General features: G+C 68.0%; 20 protein-coding genes. 7 read left to right on the forward strand and 13 right to left on the reverse strand.

Features of this window, described 5'->3' with window-relative positions:
* The first annotated feature begins 40 nt into the window (after positions 1–40).
* The 3 genes from M6E97_RS26230 (at position 41) to M6E97_RS26240 (ending at position 2,950) form a co-directional block, all read left to right on the forward strand.
* On the forward strand, positions 41–1,084 hold the full coding sequence (locus tag M6E97_RS26230; protein WP_003121655.1) for a Gfo/Idh/MocA family protein: 1,044 nt from the start codon (positions 41–43) through the stop codon (positions 1,082–1,084).
* A gap of 22 nt (positions 1,085–1,106) precedes the next feature.
* Positions 1,107–1,922, forward strand: coding sequence for a sugar phosphate isomerase/epimerase family protein (locus tag M6E97_RS26235; RefSeq protein WP_003084082.1), 816 nt, complete (start codon positions 1,107–1,109; stop codon positions 1,920–1,922).
* Positions 1,923–2,071: 149 nt separating this feature from the next.
* Positions 2,072–2,950: a DMT family transporter gene (locus tag M6E97_RS26240; RefSeq protein WP_003121656.1), complete on the forward strand. Its 879-nt coding sequence runs from the start codon at positions 2,072–2,074 to the stop codon at positions 2,948–2,950.
* Positions 2,951–2,975: 25 nt separating this feature from the next.
* Here the strand turns inward: M6E97_RS26240 and M6E97_RS26245 are convergent, their stop codons facing one another.
* Together M6E97_RS26245 and M6E97_RS26250 are read right to left on the reverse strand one after the other, a co-directional pair.
* Positions 2,976–4,241: an OprD family porin gene (locus tag M6E97_RS26245; RefSeq protein WP_003110226.1), complete on the reverse strand. Its 1,266-nt coding sequence runs from the start codon at positions 4,239–4,241 to the stop codon at positions 2,976–2,978.
* 65 nt (positions 4,242–4,306) lie between these two features.
* A complete protein-coding gene (locus tag M6E97_RS26250) occupies positions 4,307–5,632 on the reverse strand; it encodes an MFS transporter (RefSeq protein ID WP_003101861.1) in 1,326 nt (441 codons plus the stop codon).
* Positions 5,633–6,178: 546 nt separating this feature from the next.
* Between M6E97_RS26250 and quiC the strand changes: the two genes are divergently transcribed.
* Both quiC and M6E97_RS26260 read left to right on the forward strand, forming a co-directional pair.
* Positions 6,179–8,083, forward strand: a complete 1,905-nt coding sequence (quiC, locus tag M6E97_RS26255; protein ID WP_033939420.1) for a 3-dehydroshikimate dehydratase QuiC — start codon at positions 6,179–6,181, stop codon at positions 8,081–8,083.
* A 92-nt stretch (positions 8,084–8,175) separates the two neighbouring features.
* Positions 8,176–8,844: a TetR/AcrR family transcriptional regulator gene (locus M6E97_RS26260; RefSeq protein ID WP_033939418.1), complete on the forward strand. Its 669-nt coding sequence runs from the start codon at positions 8,176–8,178 to the stop codon at positions 8,842–8,844.
* A 39-nt stretch (positions 8,845–8,883) separates the two neighbouring features.
* Here the strand turns inward: M6E97_RS26260 and M6E97_RS26265 are convergent, their stop codons facing one another.
* The 4 genes from M6E97_RS26265 to pobA all read right to left on the reverse strand — a co-directional run bounded on the left by M6E97_RS26265 (position 8,884) and on the right by pobA (position 13,162).
* The gene (locus M6E97_RS26265) at positions 8,884–9,738 is read right to left on the reverse strand and encodes a shikimate dehydrogenase (protein WP_033939417.1); all 855 of its coding nucleotides are present in this window, start codon (positions 9,736–9,738) and stop codon (positions 8,884–8,886) included.
* Positions 9,735–10,181 carry a type II 3-dehydroquinate dehydratase gene (aroQ, locus tag M6E97_RS26270; RefSeq protein ID WP_003084089.1) on the reverse strand — a complete coding sequence of 149 codons (447 nt, stop codon included), beginning with the start codon at positions 10,179–10,181 and terminating at the stop codon, positions 9,735–9,737. The genes M6E97_RS26265 and aroQ overlap by 4 nt, the downstream gene beginning before the upstream one ends.
* 116 nt (positions 10,182–10,297) lie before the next feature.
* Positions 10,298–11,803, reverse strand: coding sequence for an MDR family MFS transporter (locus M6E97_RS26275; RefSeq protein WP_003084091.1), 1,506 nt, complete (start codon positions 11,801–11,803; stop codon positions 10,298–10,300).
* 174 nt (positions 11,804–11,977) lie between these two features.
* On the reverse strand, positions 11,978–13,162 hold the full coding sequence (gene pobA / locus M6E97_RS26280) for a 4-hydroxybenzoate 3-monooxygenase (RefSeq protein WP_003084095.1): 1,185 nt from the start codon (positions 13,160–13,162) through the stop codon (positions 11,978–11,980).
* A gap of 177 nt (positions 13,163–13,339) precedes the next feature.
* Between pobA and M6E97_RS26285 the strand changes: the two genes are divergently transcribed.
* Entirely contained in the window at positions 13,340–14,206 is an 867-nt protein-coding gene (locus M6E97_RS26285; RefSeq protein ID WP_023086877.1) for a helix-turn-helix domain-containing protein, read from the forward strand.
* Here the strand turns inward: M6E97_RS26285 and M6E97_RS26290 are convergent.
* The 6 genes from M6E97_RS26290 to hudA all read right to left on the reverse strand — a co-directional run bounded on the left by M6E97_RS26290 (position 14,203) and on the right by hudA (position 18,621).
* Positions 14,203–14,649: a GNAT family N-acetyltransferase gene (locus M6E97_RS26290; RefSeq protein ID WP_003084100.1), complete on the reverse strand. Its 447-nt coding sequence runs from the start codon at positions 14,647–14,649 to the stop codon at positions 14,203–14,205. The two genes, M6E97_RS26285 and M6E97_RS26290, sit on opposite strands and share 4 nt — an antisense overlap.
* Positions 14,650–14,726: 77 nt before the next feature.
* A complete protein-coding gene (locus M6E97_RS26295; RefSeq protein WP_003084101.1) occupies positions 14,727–15,161 on the reverse strand; it encodes a CBS domain-containing protein in 435 nt (144 codons plus the stop codon).
* Positions 15,162–15,325: 164 nt separating this feature from the next.
* Positions 15,326–15,967, reverse strand: coding sequence for a suppressor of fused domain protein (locus tag M6E97_RS26300; RefSeq protein ID WP_003106166.1), 642 nt, complete (start codon positions 15,965–15,967; stop codon positions 15,326–15,328).
* A gap of 267 nt (positions 15,968–16,234) precedes the next feature.
* On the reverse strand, positions 16,235–16,522 hold the full coding sequence (locus tag M6E97_RS26305) for a hypothetical protein (RefSeq protein ID WP_003137130.1): 288 nt from the start codon (positions 16,520–16,522) through the stop codon (positions 16,235–16,237).
* 91 nt (positions 16,523–16,613) lie between these two features.
* Positions 16,614–17,090, reverse strand: coding sequence for a MarR family winged helix-turn-helix transcriptional regulator (locus M6E97_RS26310; RefSeq protein WP_003118626.1), 477 nt, complete (start codon positions 17,088–17,090; stop codon positions 16,614–16,616).
* A 40-nt stretch (positions 17,091–17,130) separates the two neighbouring features.
* The gene (hudA, locus tag M6E97_RS26315; protein ID WP_033939412.1) at positions 17,131–18,621 is read right to left on the reverse strand and encodes a UbiD family decarboxylase HudA; all 1,491 of its coding nucleotides are present in this window, start codon (positions 18,619–18,621) and stop codon (positions 17,131–17,133) included.
* Positions 18,622–18,817: 196 nt separating this feature from the next.
* On the opposite strand from hudA, the gene M6E97_RS26320 reads away from it, so the two are divergent.
* Positions 18,818–19,240, forward strand: a complete 423-nt coding sequence (locus M6E97_RS26320; protein WP_003118121.1) for a hypothetical protein — start codon at positions 18,818–18,820, stop codon at positions 19,238–19,240.
* A gap of 19 nt (positions 19,241–19,259) precedes the next feature.
* On the opposite strand, the gene M6E97_RS26325 is transcribed toward M6E97_RS26320, so the two are convergent.
* Entirely contained in the window at positions 19,260–19,946 is a 687-nt protein-coding gene (locus tag M6E97_RS26325; protein WP_003106170.1) for a YoaK family protein, read from the reverse strand.
* Positions 19,947–20,013: the final 67 nt, after the last annotated feature.

The following is a 20,013-nucleotide window of genomic DNA, read 5'->3' on the forward strand; positions in this document are numbered from 1 at the left end:
AATCCAGAGACGAACAAGAAAACAACGATTGGGGACCGTCTTGGACGCACCGCTTCGCATCGCCCTCATCGGCGCCGGCAACATGGGCCGCCAGCATTACCATCGCTTGCAGCGAATCGCCGGCGCGCGCCTGTGTGCGGTGGCCGATCCCCAGGGCCAGGCGTTCGCCGCGGACGCCGGCGTGCCCTGGTTCGGCGATCATCGGAGGTTACTGGAAGAAGCCCGGCCGCAAGCGGCGATCGTCGCCAATCCGAACAACCTGCATGTCGCCACCGCCCTCGACTGCCTCGCCGCCGGGGTGCCGCTGCTGCTGGAAAAACCGGTCGGCGTGCAGCTCGACGAAGTGAGCGAGCTGGTCGCCGTCGCCCGGCGATCTGGCGTTCCGCTGCTGGTCGGTCACCATCGTCGGCACAATCCGCTGGTCGTGCGGGCGCGCCAATTGATCGCCGAGGGCGCGCTCGGTCGGTTGCTGTCGGTCACCGCGCTCTGGCAGTTGAAGAAGCCCGACAGTTATTTCGAGGTGGCCTGGCGTCGCGAGCCCGGCGCGGGAATGTTGCTGACCAACCTGATCCATGACCTCGACCTGCTCCGCCACTTGTGCGGGGAAGTGCGGGAGGTGCAGGCGCTGGCCGGCAACGCTATCCGTGGCCTGCCCAACGAAGACAACGTCGCGCTGCTCCTGCGCTTCGCCAATGGCGCGCTGGGCAGCCTGACCGGTTGCGACGCTGCGGCGGCGCCCTGGAGCTGGGAGCTGGCCGCCGGGGAGAACCCGGTCTATCCGCGCCAGGCCGAGCAACCCTGCTACCTGCTGGCCGGCACCGAGGGTGCCCTGAGCCTGCCCCAGCTCCGCCGCTGGCGCTACGCCGAGGCCCGGCAGGGCTGGCACGACCCGCTGGCGGCCAGCGTGGAGGCCGTGGCGGCAGGCGACCCCCTGCAACGCCAGCTAGAGCACTTCGTCCGGGTCGCGCGGGGCGAGGAAGCGCCATTGATGGATGCCACCGACGCCGCTCGCACCCTGGCGCTGGTCGAGGCGGTTCGCGAGGCCGCGCGCAGTGGCCGGGCCTGCGCGCCGGCCAGTTTCTGAACCGCTGACGATGAGGTAGTGCATGGAATCGAGGATTCTTTCCCTGGCGGCGCTCACAGTGCTCGAGCTGTCGCCCCCGGACATGGTCGAGGCTGCCGCCCGCGCCGGCTACAGTCATGTCGGCCTGCGCCTGGTGCCGGCCACCGTGGAAGAGCACCACTATCCGCTGCTGGCCGATGCCGGCCTGCGCCGGCGGACCCTGGCGCGGCTGCGCGACAGCGGAGTGCGCACGCTGGACGTGGAGATCCTGCGCCTGCGTCCGGACACCCGCGTCGGCGAGTTCGCCGCGGTGCTGGAGGTCGGCGCCGAGTTCGGCGCGCGCTATGTGCTGGTGGCCGGCAACGATGACGACGAGCGGCGCAGCGCGGACAATTTCGCCGCGTTGTGCGACCTGGCGCGGCCGCTCGGCCTCGATCCGCACCTGGAGTTCATGCCCTGGACCGGGATCCGCGACCTGCGGCAGGCCGCACGGGTGGTCGAGGCGGCGGCGCGGGACAACGCCGGCCTGTTGCTGGACGCCTTCCATTTCGACCGCTCGGCCAGCAGCCTGGAAGACCTGCGGGCGATCCCGCCTGCGCGCCTGGGCTACGCGCAACTCTGCGATGTCGTCGGGCCGCGTCCGACGTCGATGGACGAAATCCTTCGCCAGGCCCGCGAGGAACGGCGTTTCCCTGGCGATGGCGGGCTCGATCTGCTGGCGCTGCTGCGCGCCTTGCCGGAGAACCTGCCGCTGAGCCTGGAGGTGCCCGCGCTGGATCTGCTCGCGCGCGGCGTGGATGGCGCGGAGCGGGCGCGGCTGGCGATCGAGCGGACCCGGGCGCTGCTCGCCCGCCTGTAGCGCCACCGCGCAGGCAGGTTGCCCGTTTGCATAATGGAACGGGGTTCTATAGTTTCCAAACGTTGAAGCCGATCGTTTCTTTCCTCGATGGCGGGTACCGTCAGAATAAATAGCCTGCTATCGATTTGCCCTGGTGCCCGGACCCTCCGATGAACGCATCCACCTCCCCGCTGCCCGCCAGCGACCAGACCCTGCGCGGCATCCTGCTGATCTGTGCCGCGGTGTTCCTGTTCGCCAGCCACGACGGGTTGTCCAAGTTCCTTTCCGGTTTCTACCCGATCGTCATGGTGGTCTGGGCCCGCTACCTGGTGCACACCCTGCTGATGGTCGCCGTGTTCGTGCCGCGCAACGGCCTCGCGGTGATCCGCACCCGCCGTCCGCTCATGCAGTTGGCGCGGGCGCTGTGCCTGATCGGCACCAGCCTGTTCTTCACCACCGGCCTGCGCTACCTGCCCTTGGCCGAGGCGACCGCGGTGAACTTCCTGGCGCCGCTGCTGGTGACCGCGTTATCCGTGCCGTTGCTGAAGGAGAAGGTCAGCCTCGGTCAATGGCTGGCGGTGCTCACCGGCTTCATCGGCGTGCTCTTCATCGTGCGTCCCGGTGGCGCGCTGTTCACCCCGGCGGCGTTGTTCCCGCTCGGCTCGGCGCTGTGCTTCGGGCTCTACCAGCTGCTCACGCGGATGCTCGCCAACAGCGACAGCCCGACCACCAGCAACTTCCTCGCCGGCATCTTCAACACGCTCATCATGAGCCTGCTGGTGCCGTTCTTCTGGCAGACCCCAAGTCTTCTCCACGGCCTGATGATGATCGCCCTGGGCGGTTGCGGCATGGGCGGCCACCTGCTGCTGACCCAGGCCTTCCGCCATGCGCCGCCGGCGACCCTGGCGCCGTTCAGCTATGGCCAGATCATCTTCGCCGGCCTGCTCGGCCTGCTGGTGTTCGGCCACGTGCCGGACGCCTGGGCGCTGCTCGGCATCCTCGTCATCTGCGCCAGCGGCCTGGTGGTCGCCTGGCGCCGTGGCCGCTGAACGCAACGGGGTCGGCGCGTAGGCTTCACAACAGGCTCAGCGGATAGCTGACGATCAGCCGGTTCTCGTCGAAGCGGGTATTGCTGCCCCAGTCGCGGCGCTGGCTGGAGTTGCGCCAGCGGACGTTGAGACGCTTGAAGGCGCCGCTCTGCAGCGTGTAGCCCAGCTCGCTCTCGCGTCCCCATTCGCTGCCGTCGTCGGTGACTCCGGCCAGGCGCACATGGTCGCCATGCAGGTAGCGGGTCATGAAGGTCAGGCCGGGTAGGCCGAGGCCAACGAAGTCGAAGTCGTAGCGCAGTTGCCAGGAGCGCTCGCCGGGATTGTCGTAGCTGGCGTTGTAGCTGTCGTTGGCCAGGGTTCCGCCGCTGGTGCCGTTGACCCGCATCCAGCCATCGTCGCCACTGACCTTCTGCAAGCCGAGATAGAGGGTATGCAGCCCGTAGCGCGCGGAGAACAGCGCGGAAACGGTGCGGTTATCGAGCTTGCCGGCGCGCGCGCTGCCAGCGTCGCGGCCACGGAAGCCGCCGAGGTTGGCGCCCAGCAGCCAGTCGCCGAGCGGCTGGCTGTGTTGCAGTTGCAGGTACTGTTGGCGGTAGATGTCCTTCAGCTCGGCGTTCCACAGGCCGAGCAGGCTGCGTTCGCCATTGAAGCGATATTCGCCGCCGGCGAAATCGAAGCGGTCGGAAGTGGCGGCTGGCCGGCCGAACAGCGACATGTCCTGCATGCTTGCGTCGTTGCGCGGGCTGTTGCCGCGGAACTGGCCGGCGTAGAGGGTCAGGCCGGCGATCTCGTTGGCGCTGAGCTGGCCGCCGCGGAAGGTCTGCGGCAGCGAGCGGCCATCGTCGGAGCGGAGGATCGGCAGCACCGGCATCCATTCGCCGATCTTCAGTTCGCTGTTCGACACGCGCAGCTTGCCGGCCACCGCCAGGCGTCCGAAGTCGTCGGCCGGGCGGCCGTCGTCGTGGGTTGGCAGCAGTTGGGTGCCGGCCGTTCCCTTGCCGCCATCCAGCTTCAGGCTGTAGAGACCGAGGACATCGAGGCCGAAGCCGACGCTGCCCTGGGTGAAGCCGGAGCGGGCGTCGAGGATGAAGCTCTGCGTCCACTCCTCGGCCTTGCCCTGGCTGGCATCGCCGACGAAGTTGCGGTGCAGGTGGAAATTGCGCGCGGTGAGGCTGGCCTTGGCATCTTCGAGGAAACCTTGCCCGGCATGGACGTGCCCGGCATGGACTGGCAGGCCGGCGCCCAGGCAGAGGGAAGCGCAGAGCGCGCGGACGTGGCTCGGGTGCGACATGGGAGTGTCCCTTCGTTCTTGTTCTCTAGGCAGGGAGGCGCCCGGCGAGCGCCGGGCGCTTGGACTCAGGCTTCGATCCGGCGCGGGGCCATGAAGTACAGCCAGGTCAGGGCGATGAAGTACATCGCCGGGATCATGGTGAAAAGCACCGCGTAGTTGTTGTTCGTCGCGGTCAGTACGCCGCCGACGATCTGGGTCATGAACATCCCGCCCAGCGCCGCGCACATGCCGCCGAAGCCGAACACCGTGCTCATCAGGTGCTTGGGCGTGTAGTCCATCACCAGGCTCCAGATGTTCGCCGTCCACGCCTGGTGTGCGCCGACCGCCAGGGCGATGGCCAGCACGGCGATCCACAGGCCGCTGGCGTTGGCGGCGAACACCACGCCGACGATGGTGCAGGCGAACAGCAGCATCGACAGCAGGCGCGCGCGGATCGCCGGCATGCCGCGGCCGATCAGCCAGGACGAAAGGATGCCGCCGCCGACGCTGCCGAAGTCGGCGGTCAACCAGATCAGGATCAGCGGGATGCCCATCTGCGTCACGCTGATGCCCAGGCCGTACTGCTGGTTGAGGAACGGCGGCAGCCAGTAGAGGTAGAACCAGAACACCGGCGCGGTGATCGAGTAGGCCAGGGCGAAGGCCCAGGTGCCGCGGCGGCGGAGAATCTGCGAGAAGGGCACGCGGGTGGCGGGCGGCTCCTCCTGCTGCTGGATGTATTCCAGCTCGCTCTGCTTCACCCGCGGATGCTCCTCGGGGTTGTAGTAGTTGCGCCACCAGAACACCAGCCAGACCAGGCCCAGCGCCGACATGCAGAGGAACGCCGCCTGCCAGCCCCAGACGCCGAGGATCAGCGGCAACAGGGCCGGGGTGACCATCGCGCCGACATTGGTGCCGGCGTTGAAGATGCCGGTGGCCACCGCCCGTTCCCCGGCGGGGAACCACAGGCGGGTGGTCTTCACGCAGGCCGGGTAGTTGGCCGCCTCGGTCAGGCCGAGGATGAAGCGGCAGACCATGAAGCCCGCCGCCGAGGTCGCCAGGCCGTGGGCGCCGGTGGCCAGGCTCCAGAGCAGCACGGCGAGGAAGAACGCGCGCTTGACCCCGACCTTGTCGATGAAGCGGCCCTGGAGGATGAAGCCGATGGCGTAGCCGACCTGGAACCAGAAGTTGATGTTGGCGTAGTCCATTGCCGTCCAGCTCATCTTCTCGGCCAGGATCGGCTGCATCACGCCGAGGGCGGCGCGATCGATGTAGTTCAGGGTGGTGGCGAAGAACACCAGGGCGAGCATGCCCCAGCGCGTCCGGCCGACGGCGAAGGCGTTGCGGATCCTGCCGCCGCGGGATTCCCGCGGGGCGTCGGCGGCGAGCAGTCGAGAGCTGGAAGAGTGGATCATTGACGGGGCCATCCTTTCGGCGGCCGGCGCCTGGGCGCCCGGCCTGGATTTGTCGTTCTGGGTTGCACGCAGGCGGGCCAGGGGCCGCGCCGGTGTCAGCGGGCCAGGGGCGGTCGGGCCGGGCGAGCGGCGAGCGGACGGGATGGAGGGCGGACGGAGAGGTCGGCGATGGACATGAGCGGGTACCCGATTCTTGAAATTGTTATGTCGCGTGGGTTGCGCAGGTGCCCGGGGAAGAAGCGCGGAGCGCTTCCGGCAGATCGGGACGGCCTGCACGGGTGGCTGCGATGGTGCGCGATTGGTCGAAAAAGCGTCAATTCGATAATCGTGCTTCCGTTCGATATTCGAACGGAATACTAACCAGTTCGTACATTTTGCGTTGCCCGTCAGTTGGCGCAAACCAATAATCGGCTTGCCGGGCGAGCGGTCTCAGCGACCCGAAGTGGCTTCCCGGCGCATCCCGCGCGGGCTATCCGCGCCTCCGCCGTTCCGCCGCCGGCCCTCGCGCGGCGCCAGGCGCCGTAGAGCGCATTGAGGAGTCGAAGCATGCAGCGTTCGATCGCCACCGTATCCCTGAGCGGCACCCTGCCGGAAAAGCTCGAGGCCATCGCCGCCGCCGGTTTCGACGGGGTGGAAATCTTCGAGAACGACCTGCTTCATTACGACGGCAGCCCGCGCGACGTACGCCGGCTGTGTGCCGACCTGGGCCTGGAGATCCTGCTGTTCCAGCCGTTCCGCGACTTCGAGGGCTGCCGCCGGGAACGCCTGGGGCGAAACCTGGAGCGCGCCGAACGCAAGTTCGACCTGATGCAGGAACTCGGCACCGACCTAATGCTGGTGTGCAGCAACGTCGCTGCCGATGCCCTCGGCGAACCGGCGCTGCTGGCCGATGACCTCCGGCTGCTGGCCGAGCGCGCCGCCGTCCGCGGCCTGCGCATCGGCTACGAGGCGCTGGCCTGGGGGCGCCAGGTGAACACCTGGGAGCAGGCCTGGGACCTGGTGCGGCGGGCCGACCAGGCTAACCTCGGGCTGATCCTCGACAGCTTCCATACCCTTTCGCTGGACGGCGATCCGCGCGGCATCGCCGATCTTCCGGGGGAAAAGATCTTCTTCGTGCAGATGGCCGACGCGCCCTTGCTGGCAATGGACGTGCTGGAATGGAGCCGGCACTTCCGCTGCTTCCCGGGTCAGGGCGGCTTCGACCTGGCAGGCTTCCTCGCGCCGGTCGTCGCGTCCGGCTATCGCGGTCCGCTGTCGCTGGAGGTCTTCAACGACGGCTTCCGCGCCGCGCCGACCCGCGCCAACGCCGTCGACGGCCTGCGCTCGCTGCTCTACCTCGAGGAGAAGACCCGCGAGCGCCTGCAACGCCAGACGCCGCACGTGGCGGTGGACGAGCTGTTCGCGCCGCCGCCGGCGAGCCTCTGCGACGGCATCGAGTTCCTCGAGTTCGCCGTCGACGAGACGCTCGGCGCGCGCCTTGGCCAGTGGTTGCAGCGACTGGGCTTCGCCAGGGCCGGCGAGCACCGTTCGAAGAACGTCAGCCTGCTGCGCCAGGGCGGCATCAACCTGGTACTGAACGCCGAACCCTATTCCTTCGCCCACGGTTTCTTCGAGGCCCACGGACCGTCCTTGTGCGCCACCGCGCTGCGCGTGCGTGACGCCGGCCAGGCGCTGGAGCGCGCTCGTGCGTACGGAGGCCAGCCGTACCGCGGACTGCTCGGCCCCAACGAGCGGGAAATCCCGGCGGTGCGCGCCCTCGACGGCAGCCTGCTGTATCTGGTCGACCGGCACACCGAGGGCCGCAGCATCTACGACAGCGACTTCGTGACGAACGACGCCGACACCTCCGGCCTCGGCCTGCGACGCGTCGACCACGTGGCCCTGGCGCTGCCCGCCGAAGGCCTGGACAGCTGGGTGCTGTTCTACAAGAGCCTGTTCGACTTCGGCGCCGATGACGAGGTGGTGCTGCCCGACCCCTATGGCCTGGTCACCAGCCGTGCCGTGCGTAGCCCCTGCGGCAGCGTGCGCCTGCCGCTGAACATTTCCGAGGACCGCAACACCGCCATCGCCCGTTCGCTGTCCAGCTATCGCGGTTCCGGCGTGCACCACATCGCCTTCGATTGCGCCGACATCTTCGCCGCCGTGGCCCAGGCCAAGGAGGCCGGGGTCGCGCTGCTGGAAATCCCGCTGAACTATTACGACGACCTCGCCGCGCGCTTCGACTTCGACGACGAGTTCCTCAGCGAACTGGCCTACTACAACGTCCTCTACGACCGTGACGCCCAGGGCGGCGAGCTGTTCCATGTGTTCACCGAGCCGTTCGAGGAACGCTTCTTCTTCGAGATCCTCCAGCGCCGCCATGGCTACGCCGGCTACGGCGCGGCCAACGTGCCGGTGCGCCTGGCGGCGATGGCGCAAGCGCGGCGGGGTGTGCGCCGGGCCAAGCTGTGAGAATTGTCGGGGCTCCGGCAGGTGCTCTTCCTACAGCCGGGCGGGCCCCGCATAATCGGCCGCAATTCCCGCCGGCCACGAGTGAGTCACCGATGTCCAAGCCTGATCCCGCCCTCGTGGAGGAATCCGCTCCGCGCGGCAAGGGACGCAAGAACAATCCCGAGAAGACCCGCCAGGACATCCTCCGCGCCGCCATCGACGAGTTCGTCGCCCAGGGCCTCTCGGGTGCGCGGGTGGACGCCATCGCCGAGCGCACGCATACCTCGAAGCGGATGATCTATTACTACTTCGGCAGCAAGGAGCAGCTTTACCAGGCCGTGCTGGAGAAGCTCTACAGCGACATCCGCGGTATCGAGGGCACCCTGCGGCTGGGCGCGCTGCCGCCGGCCAAGGCGATGGAGAAGCTGGTGGAGTTCAGCTTCGACTACCACGACCGGCACGTGGATTTCGTGCGCATCATCAGCATCGAGAACATCCACAAGGGCGAGCACATCGCCAGCAGCGAGCTGGTGCAGAGCGTCAACAGCTCGATCGTCCAGAGCATCGCCGAGATTCTCCGCCGCGGCGAAGCGGAAGGGGTGTTCCGCGCCGGGCTGGAGGCGCTCGACGTGCACATGCTGATCAGTTCGTTCTGCTTCTACCGGGTGTCCAATCGCTACACCGTGTCGCGGATCTTCCGCACCGACCTGCACGACGCCGAGATTCGCCAGCGGCATCGGCGGATGATCGGCGAGGCGGTATTGCGCTACATCCGTGCTTGACTGCCGTCCCCTCTCCCCTTGGCGGGAGAGGGGGGCCATTCAGTCGCCCAGGCTGGCGAAGTGCGCCTGCATGCGCGCGGCGTCAGCCTCTACTCCGCTGAACAGTTCGAATGCCTTCACCGCCTGGAACACCGCCATGGTGCCGCCGTCCAGTGTGCGGCAGCCGAGGGCGCGGGCCTGGCGCAGCAGCTCGGTTTCCAGCGGAAAGTAGATCACCTCGGCGACCCACAGGTCGGCGCGCAACAGTTCCGCCGGCACCGGCATGCCGGGCAGCTTGGCCATGCCCACCGGGGTGGTGTTGACCAATCCCTGGGCGTCGCCCAGGGCGCCGGCCAGGTCGCTGCCGGCGAGCGCTCGTGGCGCGCCGAAGTGCTGGTTGAGGTTGTCCGCGAGGGCCTGGACCCGCGCCGGGTCGACGTCGAACAGGACCAGCCGCTCGACGCCCTCGGCGAGCAGCGCGTGGGCCACTGCCGCGCCGGCGCCGCCCGCGCCCATCTGCACCACGCGCTGGCGCGGCGCGTCGGCCAGGCCGCGCCGAAAGCCCTCGGCGAAGCCCAGGCAGTCGGTGTTGTGGCCGATGCGCCGGCCATCGCGCAGCACCACGGTGTTCACCGCGCCGATGCCGCGCGCCTCGGCGGAGAGTTCGTCGAGCAGGGGGATGATCGCCTGCTTGCAGGGGAAGGTGACGTTCAGCCCGGTGAAGCCGAGGTCGCTGGCGGCGGCGAGCAGGAACTCCAGGTCGTCCGCCGACTTGCCCAGCGGGTCGAGATCGATCAGCCGGTACAGATAGCGGATGCCCTGGGCGTCGCCCTCGCGCTCGTGCAGGGCAGGGGTCCGCGACGCCTGGATGCCGGCACCGATCAGGCCGGCGAGAACCGATCGCGGCGCGCTCATGCGGCCGCCTCGAAACGCTCGGCGAAATGTTCCAGGGCCAGGCGGTAGCCGAGGCTGCCGAATCCGCAGATCACCCCCAGCGCCACCGGCGAGACGTAGGAGTGGTGGCGGAACGCTTCGCGCTGGTGGACGTTGGACAGGTGCACTTCGACCACCGGCAGTTCCACCGCGGCCAGGGCGTCGCGCAGCGCCACCGAGGTGTGGGTCCAGGCGGCGGGGTTGATGACGATGCCGGCGACCCGGCCGCGGGCCTGGTGGATCCAGTCGAGCAGTTGGCCTTCCTGGTTGGTCTGGCGGAAGTCCACGGCGAAGCCGCGCGTTTCGGCGAAGGCCGCGCATTCGGCGGCGATTTCGCCCAGGGTCCGCCGGCCGTAGGTCTGCGGCTCGCGGGTGCCGAGCAGATTCAGGTTGGGGCCGTTCAGGACCAATACCGTGCGCGTCATGGCGCAGCCTCCACAGCAATGATGTCATCGATGCCGGGAAAATGTACCGAACGGTTACTTTTGTAAACCGGACGCCGTCGCCAACGGGACGAAAGCGTTCGATTATCGGCGTCCGCTCACTCGCCTGCCGCCGGTTGCGTCGCGCCGCGGCCGCGCAGGGTCATGTCGGGCAGTGCCGAGGCCACCGCCAGGCCGAGCAGCGCCACCGCCGCGTTGACCAGGAAGAGCACCTTGAAGGCATCCGCGAGGACATGCTGGAGGATCACCCGGGCCGGCCCGCTGGCGGCGTCCAGGCTGCTCAGCAGGGCGCTCTCGGAAAAGCCCTGGTCGAGCCCGCCGCCGATCCGCAGGTGCTTGAGCAGGGCTAGCAGGATCGCCGACATCAGCGCCACCCCGACCGCCCCGCCGAGGGAGCGGAACAGCGTCGCGTTGCTGGTGGCGACGCCGATGTGGCGTTGCTCCACGGCGTTCTGCGCGGCCACCAGGCTGGTCGGGAACTGGGTACCGATGGCGATCCCGGTGAGCAGCATGCACAGCCCGGACAGCCAGTGGTCGCCGACCGGGACCAGGGCCAGGCCGGCGATGCCGCAGGGCAACAGGACGGCGCCGAGCAGGATCAGCGGCTTGTAGCGTCCCAGGCTGGCGGTCAGCCGCCCGCAGCAGTACGCGCCCAGCGGCAGGCCCATGACCAGCGGCAGCAGATGCAGCGCGGCGCTGTCGGCGCCGGCGCCGGTAACGCTCTGGTAGCGCAGCGGCACCAGCACGGTCAGCGAGATGGCCTGGAAGCTGGCGAAGAACGCAACCAGCCAACTGAGGGTGGCGGCGCGGACGGCGAACAGTTGCATCGGCACCAGCGGTTCGCGGAAGCGCCGCTCCTGGGCGACGAACAGCAGCAGGGCGAGCGCCGCCAGGGCGAACAGGCCGAGCAGCGCCGGGTCGCTCCAGGCTGCGCCCTGGCCGATCTGGGTGATGGCCAGGAGCAGCGCGGTGAGGCCCACCACCATCAGCACGATGCCCAGGTAGTCGATCACCGGTTGCCGGCGCGGCACCGGCAGGCCGACCAGGGTCCGCCGCGAGATGGCCAGCGCGAGAAGGCCGATCGGCAGGTTGATCCAGAACACCCAGCGCCACGACAGGTACTCGGTGAGCAGGCCGCCGAGCACCGGGCCGGCGACGCTGGCGATGGCGTACATGCTGCTGAAGTAACCCTGGTAGCGGCCGCGCTCGCGCGGCGGGACGATGTCGCCGATGATCGCCTGGCTCACCGCCATCAGCCCGCCCGCGCCGACCCCTTGCAGCACTCGCGCCAGCACCAGTTGGCCCATGCTCTGCGCGAGCCCGCAAAGCAGCGAGGCGGCGGTGAACACGACGATGGCGAAGAGCATCAGACGGCGGCGGCCGTAGAGGTCGCCGAGCTTGCCGTAGATCGGCATCGATACGGTCATCGCCACCATGTAGGCCGAGATCACCCAGGCCAGCAGGTCGAGGTCGGCGAAGTCGGCCGAGATCGCCGGCAGGGAGACGGCGACGATGGTCTGGTCGAGGGCGCTGAGGAAGATCGACAGCATCAGGCCGGCGAGGACGGTACGGACGGCGGGCGGGTTCTGGGCGAGATCGGACAAGACGGCACCTGGGGCGGACGGAACGCGAAGGCAGCGGGCATCATACTGCGCCTGGGGTAGGACAGGTGCCGGGGAATATCGATCCGAGGGTCGTCTTTCGTCGATATTCGCCTGCGCCAACGTTGCGTCCCGCCTTGGGAACGGTGCCCCGGCGTTGCGCCGGGGTGGCGCGGCCTACTCGATTTCCTCGTAGGGCAGGCCGACATAGTTCTCGGCGATGGTCGCCAGGCCCGCCTCGGAGCCCAGGTAGTACTCCAGTTCGGTCTGCTGGATGCGCTGGCTGAACGCGTCGGTGTCGGGGAAGCGATGCAGCACCGAAGTCATCCACCAGGAGAAGCGTTCGGCCTTCCAGATCCGCCGCAGGCAGATTGCCGAGTAGCGTTCCAGCAGTTCGCCCCGCCCTTCGCGGTAGGCCTTCAGCAGCAGCCGGTAGAGCGTGCTGACGTCGCTGGCCGCCAGGTTCAGTCCCTTGGCGCCGGTGGGCGGCACGATGTGCGCGGCGTCGCCGGCGAGGAACAGCCGGCCATGCTGCATCGGCTCGACCACGAAGCTGCGCAGCGGCGCGATGCTCTTCTCCAGCGAAGGACCGGTCACCAGTTTCTCCGCCACCTCGGCCGGGAGGCGCGCTTTCAGTTCCGTCCAGAAGCGCTCGTCGGACCAGTCCTCGACCTTCTCTGTCAATGGCACCTGTACGTAGTAGCGGCTGCGGGTCGCCGAACGCTGGCTGCACAGGGCGAAGCCGCGCGGATGGTTGGCGTAGATCAGTTCATGGCTGACCGGCGGGGTGTCGGCGAGCAGGCCGAGCCAGCCGAACGGATAGACCCGCTCGAAGACCTTCAGCCGTTCCGCCGGGATCGATTGCCGCGAGATGCCGTGGAAGCCATCGCAGCCGGCGATGTAGTCGCAATCCAGGCGCAGCCGTTCGCCGTCGCGTTCGAAGGTCACGTAGGGGCGCTCACCTTGCAGGTCGTGCAGGCGCACCTCGGCGGCCTGGTAGACGGTAGTGGCGCCGCAGGCTTCGCGGGCTTCCATGAGGTCGCGGGTGACCTCGGTCTGGCCGTAGACCGTCACCGTCTTGCCGCCGCTCAGGCGCTTCAGGTCGATGCGCCGGCGCTGCCCGGCGAAGGCGATCTCCACGCCTTCGTGGACCAGCCCGTCGCGCGCCATGCGCCGGTCGACGCCGGCCTCGCGCAGCAGGTCGACCATACCCTGTTCCAGCACGCCGGCGCGGATGCGGCCGAGCACGTAGTCCGGGGTCTGGCGTTCGAGGATCACGTTGTCGATGCCGGCCTTGTGCAGCAACTGGCCGAGCAGGAGGCCGGACGGACCGGCGCCGATGATGGCGACTTGAGTCTTCATTGCGGATAGCCCTCTCGCTGTTATGGCTGGCCGGCGGCGCATGCGCCGGCGCTGATCTTGTCTGGAGGTGGCTGTATTTTTGTTTGCCGTGGGGTGCTATAGAAGGCAAATTGCCGATCTATTTCTGGACTTTTATAAACTCTGTTCGGCAATCGGCCATTTCGCTCGGAGGGCTCGATGACGGATTCCACCCGCGACGTCCCGGTGTTCAAGCTCTACGGCGCGCCCCTCGAATGGCCGACCCCGGACCTGCTGCACTGCGAGTCGATCCCCGCCCGCAGTCGCCTGCACGACTGGGAGATCAAGCCGCACCGGCATGCCGATCTCGCTCAGTTGCTCTACGTGCGCAAGGGCTGGGCGCAGCTCCAGGTCGAGGGCGAGCCGACTCGCGTCGAGCAGCCCTCCATCCAGTTCGTACCGCCGTTGTGCATCCATGGCTTCCAGTTCTCCGAGCGCATCGACGGCTACGTGCTGACGCTCGCCGCACCGTTGCTGGCCCGCTTGCAGGCGCACCTCGGCGCGCAGCGCCAGGCGCTGGAAGCGCCGGGGCTGTACCCGGTGGGCGCGGACCGGCGCTATATCGACACGCTGTTCGACGCCATAGACGGCGAGTACGCCGGCGCTGCGCCGGCGCGCGAGCTGTTGTTGCAGTCGCTGATCGGCGTGCTGGCGGTGTGGCTGGGGCGGCAGGTGATGGTCCGGCGGGCGGAGGCACGGCCGGGTCGTGGTCAGGAATACCTATCGGCCTTTTCGCAACTGGTCGAGCGGCATTTCCGCGAGCACCTGGGAATCGACGAGTACGCGCGTCGCCTGGGCATCTCCCCGGCACACCTGAACAGCGTGGCGCGCCGCCTCAGCGGGCAGACCGCACTGGGCATCGTGCACCAGCGCCTGCTGCTGGAGGCCAAGCGCGACCTGGTCTACACGGCGATGACGGTGAACGAGATCGCCGACCGCCTCGGCTTCAGCGAGCCGGCCTACTTCACCCGTTTCTTCAAGCGCCTGAGCGGCGTCTCGCCGAGCGTCTTCCGCAAGGGCGACTAGTGTTCGCGGCGCAACTGGACGATCTCCAGCGCGCGCCCCTCGTCGTCACGCGGGCGTCGGCCGCTCTCGACGAAGCCGCAGCGTGCGTAGAACCCCAGCGCCTCGCGGTTGGCGGCGTAGACCTCGACCTCCAGCGCGCCCTTCAGGGTTGCCGCGTGCTCCACCAGTTGCCGGCCGATCCCGCGCCCGTGGGCCGTCGGGGCGACGAACAGGCCGCCGATGAAGGCATCGAGCAGGCCGATGAAGCCCAGCGGCGTATCGCCGTCCAGCGCCAGCCAGGTTTCCGAGGCATCCAGATAATGATCGCGAACCAGTGCCTTCTGCTTCTGCAACTCGGCTTCGCCGAGGAAACCGTGGCCGACGCGCGAGGCCTCCAGCCAGATGGCGAGGGTGGCATCGCGGTCGGCGGGAATGTAGCGGCGGATCTTCGGCGGAGAGGACATGGCGGCGGCTCGCAACGGGAACAGCCGCGGATTATCGCGTGAGCCGGCGGGAAAAGGGCAGGGCCGGCATGTACGCTTCAGTCGCCGCGGATGTACTGTTCCAGTTGCTGGATCAGCTCGGCCTGCTCGGCGATCGCCGCCTTGACCAGGTCGCCGATGGACAGCAGGCCGAGCAACTGGCCGTCTTCCACGACCGGCAGGTGGCGCAGGTGGCGATCGGTCATCAGGTTCATGCAGGTGTCGACGCTCTGCTTCGAGTCCACGCTGACCACCGGCGCGCTCATGATCGCGCTGATCGGCGTACCGATGGACGAACGGCCCTTGAGGACCATCTTGCGCGCGTAGTCGCGCTCGCTGACCACCCCGACCACCTCGCCATGGTTCACCACCAGCAGCGCGCCGATGTTCTTTTCCGCCATCAGGCGCAGGGCGTCGAGCACCATCTCGTCCGGTCCGATGGTGTACACCTGCTGGTTCTGCTTGGCGTTCAACAGTTGTGCCACGGTTTTCATGCGCGCCCCTCCGGAGCCGTTCTCACGTCCAGCAAGAATCGTAGACGGCGAGCGGATCGGCAAGCGGGGAAAACGGCATCGAACCGATTGAAAAACGTCATCGCCGGCTTCCCCGACGAAGGTAGGGCCTGGCGACGGGCCTCTTGCTCCGGTTGTCCGGCGACCTAATGCAGTATCCGCTCGAACCCTTCCGGACGTAGGCCGGTGACGTAGCAATGGCGATGCCGGTCGAGGCTGAGCGGATGTCCGGCGTCGTTCAGCACTTCGGCGATGCCTTCCAGGTGCTTGTTCACTTTCACCTGGTATTCCTGCTCGGTTAGCGGCACGACCCAGAGCAGGTCGACCGGATGGGCGGACAGGTCGAAACCGTCGAACAGGGCGGCATCTTCGCCCAGCGGGGTCGGCAGGAGAAGGAAGTGACGCAGCAGGCTGTGCTCGTAGAGCGGGAAACCGAATGCCACGCTGTGTCCGTGGCCGAGGGCCAGGCGTTCGTGGAACGGCAGGCCGGCGAGCCACTGCAGGTGGCGCAGGTCCTCACCGCCGAGGACGTCAAGGTAGCAGATCAGCTCGCTGGACCAGCGCGCGCTGCCCATATAGGGCGCGAAGTGCATCCGTGCCTGGCTCATCCCCGCGGTGATCACCACGTGGTGCGGGCGCCGGCTGCTTTCCAGGCGGTAGCCGAACACCGCCATTTCCGGTGCCGTCACGCAGTGCCTCCAGAAGTCACGGCAGTCCAGGACGATGCTCGGCGCACAGCCGAAATGGTCGTCGTATTTCTCGCGCAGCCGGGCGATGTAGTCGTTCATCTTCAGTCCTCGGAGTGGGGCGGGTAGGGCCGGACATGGGCAGGCGCCGGGGGCGCGTCCGTTGCCATGCGAGGGCAATCCAGTCATGGCCGATCCTCGTTGCCGTTGGGTGACCAATGGAATGCGAACGGCGACTGCCGAGAAATCGGCTCGTTCCGAGAGAGGCGAGAGGCTTTCCTTCTTGGTGCGTAGGAAAGCGCTGAGGGCAGCTGAGGGTATCTGTCGGGAACGGAAAAAAGCCCGTCGGGAACGGGCGAAGAGGGAAGCTTACCAGGGCAGCGGGAAGTGGCCTTCCGCGCGCAGGTAGTCAGGATCGGGGGTGAACGGGTCGATCTTCTGCCGCTCGCTGCAACCCTGGCGTTCGCAGTCCCGCAGGCGCTGCAACGGCGAGCGGTCGTCGCGCTGGATGCGGATGCCTGTGACAGGCGCGTCCTCGGAAAAGCTGTAGCTGCGGCCGCTCTCGCAACCGGGCAGGGTCAGGCAAAGGCAGAGGAGCAGGGTGGTGTGCGGGTGTCGTGGCATTGCGGGTCGAATGGGCTTGCGAAGGCCGCCCATGCTATCAGTCGGCCAGCAAATAGGGGGCCGGATGGTCAGTCCATGACCGGGATGAGAGTTGCTTCGCAAACCCGGAGATGCCCTCGAAAGGCTATTGCGTCACGCGGGAAAGCCCGTCGAAGGCCCGCAGCAACTTGCCCAGGGCGAGGGTCAGCGCCTCTTCTTCCGGGCCGGCGCCGAGAGCCGCCAGCAGCCTTTCGTCGAGCCCTGCGACCTGTGCCAGGGCCTGCTCGAACACCGCCTGTGCCGCGGGGCTGCGGCGCACCAGCACGGCGCGACCGTCGTCCGGGTCCGGCAGGCGGCTGACCCAGCCGCGCCGCACCAGCCGTTCGATGGTCCGGCCCAGCGCGGTGCGGTCGGTCTGCGAGTGCTCGATGAGCACGCTCATCGGCACGTCACCGTCGAAGGCGTGGATGATCCGCAACGCACGCCATTCATGCAGCCCCAGTTCGAGAGGGGCAAGCAGGGCGGTGAGTTGCCGTTCGCGCTGGCGGACGATCTCCGTCATCAGGTACAGCGGGCCTTGGGGCAGCCCCAGTGCGTTCGTCTCGGTCATTGGCCCGGTCACCTTCCTCGATCCTCTTTCGCCAGGGCGGGGATTGTAGCGCTCAGGCGTCGGCGAATCCGTAGTCGCTCCAGCGTTCTTCGACTCGCCTGCGCAGCGCCGTCGGATAGGCGTGGCGGAACGACGCCGTAGCGGCACGCATTTGCCCGGCGAACTGTTCCGGGTACAGGCAGTTGATCACCAGCCGACCGCCGCTGCCTCGTGCCTTGTCCTCGGCATCGAGGTAGGGAACCATCGGGAAGTCACGGATCTGCGGGAAGGCGAAATGGTCGTGCAGCGGATGCGCGCGGGTCGCCAGCGCCCATACCACCTGGTCGATCTCGGTGACGTCGATGTCGTTGCCGACCAGGATCAGCTTCGGCACCAGGTGCCCGGCATGCGAGCCGAAGACGGTCTCGGCGACCCGTGCGGCGAAGGCCGCGGCGTCGGTGCCCAGGGCCGCCAGGCGCTGCACGTCGATCGACAGCACGGCCCAGCAGGTCGCCGCCTCGTAGGAGCACCAGGCCATGTCCACCGGCAGTCCGGCGTTCTGCGCCACGTCCAGCAGTTGCGCGGAAATCATGGTGCCCCAGATGGTGTGGTTTTCCTCCGGCGGCGTGCCGGCGACGCAGATTGGCAGGATCGGTTGGTCGCGGAAGCTCAGCGCATGGACGTGGAACAGCGGCTGCGGCTTGCCGGTGGGGAAGGAATAACCGTGGTATTCGCCCATCGGGCCTTCCAGCGCGGTTTCGTCGAGGCTGATCTCGCCCTCCAGGACGATCTCGGCATTGGCCGGAACCCACAGGCCGTTGGTCTGCGTGCGCACCACCTCCACCGGCTCGCCGACCAGGGCGCCCACGTAGCCGGCTTCGCTGACCCCCTCCGGCAACGGCATACCGGCCGCCGCGAGTGCCGCCGGCGGTGCGCCGAGGGCCATCGCCCAGGGCGTTGGCTTGCCCTGGCGGCGCCACTGCTCGCGGATGATGCCGATGTGCTGGGTGGGAATGGTCGGACCCGCCAGGGTGTTGCGGTCCACCAGCATCAGCCGGCCCACCGACCAGCTGTCCCAACTGCCGTCCGGCGTCTGTACCACGTGGAAACCGTAGGTGCCGAAATAGCGGCCGCCGTCCTGCTCATGGAGCAAGGGGACCGGGAAGCGGGTCAGGTCCACCTGCTCGCCGAGCCAGACGTTTTCCTGCACCGGCCCGCGCTCCAGCCGGCGCGGCGCGATCGGTTCCGCGCGCATCGCGGCGCGCAGCGTGGCCACGATGTCCCGTGGCCCGCTGTGTTCCGGCAGGCCGAAATGCAGCGCCAGGCGCGAATGGGCGCGGGCCCTGTCGGCGCGCAGGCCGGCCGGCGCGCCCAGTACCCGCGCGCCGGGCAGGCTGTCGCGGATGTTGTGGAACAGCGGGGCGGGTGCGCGGCGTTCGTAGACCCGGCGGGTGATGGCGCCGATCTCCAGGTTGGCGTCGACCTCGGTGTGCACGTCCACCAGGTCGCCCTGGCGACGCAGGTGGTCGACGAAGTGGCGGAAATCCAGGGCGCTGCGGTTCATCGGCTCGCCACTCCATATAAGTGCGTGTGCATGCATCTTATGTGCTGGCGCGTTCTTTAGACAAGCGGAGCCCGGTCGGTTCGCGGGCTGGCCGGAAGGTCGCCACCTAGGCAAGATATATGGTTGGTTGGAAGCCCTGGCAAGCTTCCTTGCGCAGTCGCGGCACAGGATCGGCAAGCGCCGTCGTGGAGGAAACATGGAAGCGTGCGATACAGCGGGCATTATGGATGCGATCACGGCTGTCACCGGCGTACTCACCCTTCTGGTGGCGTGGGCAGCATTGTTTTCGTGGCGCCGGCAAGAGCGTCAGAAAGCGATATTGGCGTGGAAGGCCGATCTGGTGGACTACGCCTACGGGTTTCCCAATCTGCCGGTGATATGGGGTTACCAGACGCACAAGGACGAGATCGACCAGGCCGCAGAGCGTTTTTATCGGTGCGTGAAAAGCTACATGGTCATGCGCGAGCTGGTGTCGCGGAAGCGGATGAAAGCCTATGAGCGAATCTGGCGCCAGGCTCATTTCGTTCATGAGAAATGTACATTCGAAGGGCAAATGACCTGCGCCATCGCCCGGGATCTGCTTTCCCAGGCTTACCTGAACGATTTTCTGAAATCTTGATGGGACAGCTCCCGGCCGCTCAACGCACCATATAGTCCATCTGCCATGGCCGCGGAATCACCAGTGCCAGCAACGCGAGAAGAGCCGCCAGCGCTGCGCTCGCCGCCATCGCCGCGAGGCCCAGTTGCTGTTCCAGTAGGGCGCCGAGCACCGCGCCGACGCACATGCCGCTCCAGGGCACCAGTTGCACCCGCCAGCCGTTGCGCCGCTCGCCCAGCAGCCAGCGGCCGAGGCCGCGGCCGAAGCGGGAGAGGGCGCCGGTGACGTAGGTCAGGCCGATGGGCAGGCCGTTGACCTGCTCGACCACGGCGTTGAGCATGCCCATGGCGAGGATCGCGGCGACCAGCGCCGGCACGTTCCAGTCGAATGGCCAGACCGCCGACAACGCCAGCAGCATCGCGCAGCAGACCAGGATCGGCGCCGCCCGGCGCCCGCTGAAGCGCGCCAGTATCACTCCCAGCGCGTTGCCGACGACGAAACTGGCCAGGGCGACGCTCAGCCGCACCAGCCCGCCGAAGTCGCCCTCGCCCAGCGATACCGCCAGGCGCGTGGTGTTGCCGCTCATGAAGGAAACGAAGTCGCCGGTGGCGAGGAAACCGATGGCGTCGGTCATGCCTGCCAGTACCGACAGCCCGGCCACCAGGCCGAGCCCGACACGCCCGCGCGTCCGCCGCAAACGAAGGCGCCGCGCGCTGCTACCCACCATGCTGTCTGGAAGCATCCGGAGAAACCACCCGCAGGAAGAGAAGGTCCGCCCCAGTGCGGACTCCCGA

The sequence above is a fragment of the Pseudomonas sp. B111 genome (assembly GCF_026428275.1).
Classification (GTDB): domain Bacteria; phylum Pseudomonadota; class Gammaproteobacteria; order Pseudomonadales; family Pseudomonadaceae; genus Pseudomonas; species Pseudomonas aeruginosa.

Coding starts and splice junctions, on each gene's coding strand:
- M6E97_RS26235 (WP_003084082.1), top strand. CDS start 1,107: ATGGAATCGAGGATTCTTTCCCTGGCGGCGCTCACAGTGCTCGAGCTG.
- M6E97_RS26240 (WP_003121656.1), top strand. CDS start 2,072: ATGAACGCATCCACCTCCCCGCTGCCCGCCAGCGACCAGACCCTGCGC.
- M6E97_RS26245 (WP_003110226.1), bottom strand. CDS start 4,241: ATGTCGCACCCGAGCCACGTCCGCGCGCTCTGCGCTTCCCTCTGCCTG.
- M6E97_RS26250 (WP_003101861.1), bottom strand. CDS start 5,632: ATGATCCACTCTTCCAGCTCTCGACTGCTCGCCGCCGACGCCCCGCGG.
- quiC (WP_033939420.1), top strand. CDS start 6,179: ATGCAGCGTTCGATCGCCACCGTATCCCTGAGCGGCACCCTGCCGGAA.
- M6E97_RS26260 (WP_033939418.1), top strand. CDS start 8,176: ATGTCCAAGCCTGATCCCGCCCTCGTGGAGGAATCCGCTCCGCGCGGC.
- M6E97_RS26265 (WP_033939417.1), bottom strand. CDS start 9,738: ATGAGCGCGCCGCGATCGGTTCTCGCCGGCCTGATCGGTGCCGGCATC.
- aroQ (WP_003084089.1), bottom strand. CDS start 10,181: ATGACGCGCACGGTATTGGTCCTGAACGGCCCCAACCTGAATCTGCTC.
- pobA (WP_003084095.1), bottom strand. CDS start 13,162: ATGAAGACTCAAGTCGCCATCATCGGCGCCGGTCCGTCCGGCCTCCTG.
- M6E97_RS26285 (WP_023086877.1), top strand. CDS start 13,340: ATGACGGATTCCACCCGCGACGTCCCGGTGTTCAAGCTCTACGGCGCG.
- M6E97_RS26290 (WP_003084100.1), bottom strand. CDS start 14,649: ATGTCCTCTCCGCCGAAGATCCGCCGCTACATTCCCGCCGACCGCGAT.
- M6E97_RS26295 (WP_003084101.1), bottom strand. CDS start 15,161: ATGAAAACCGTGGCACAACTGTTGAACGCCAAGCAGAACCAGCAGGTG.
- M6E97_RS26300 (WP_003106166.1), bottom strand. CDS start 15,967: ATGAACGACTACATCGCCCGGCTGCGCGAGAAATACGACGACCATTTC.
- M6E97_RS26305 (WP_003137130.1), bottom strand. CDS start 16,522: ATGGGCGGCCTTCGCAAGCCCATTCGACCCGCAATGCCACGACACCCG.
- hudA (WP_033939412.1), bottom strand. CDS start 18,621: ATGAACCGCAGCGCCCTGGATTTCCGCCACTTCGTCGACCACCTGCGT.
- M6E97_RS26320 (WP_003118121.1), top strand. CDS start 18,818: ATGGAAGCGTGCGATACAGCGGGCATTATGGATGCGATCACGGCTGTC.
- M6E97_RS26325 (WP_003106170.1), bottom strand. CDS start 19,946: ATGGTGGGTAGCAGCGCGCGGCGCCTTCGTTTGCGGCGGACGCGCGGG.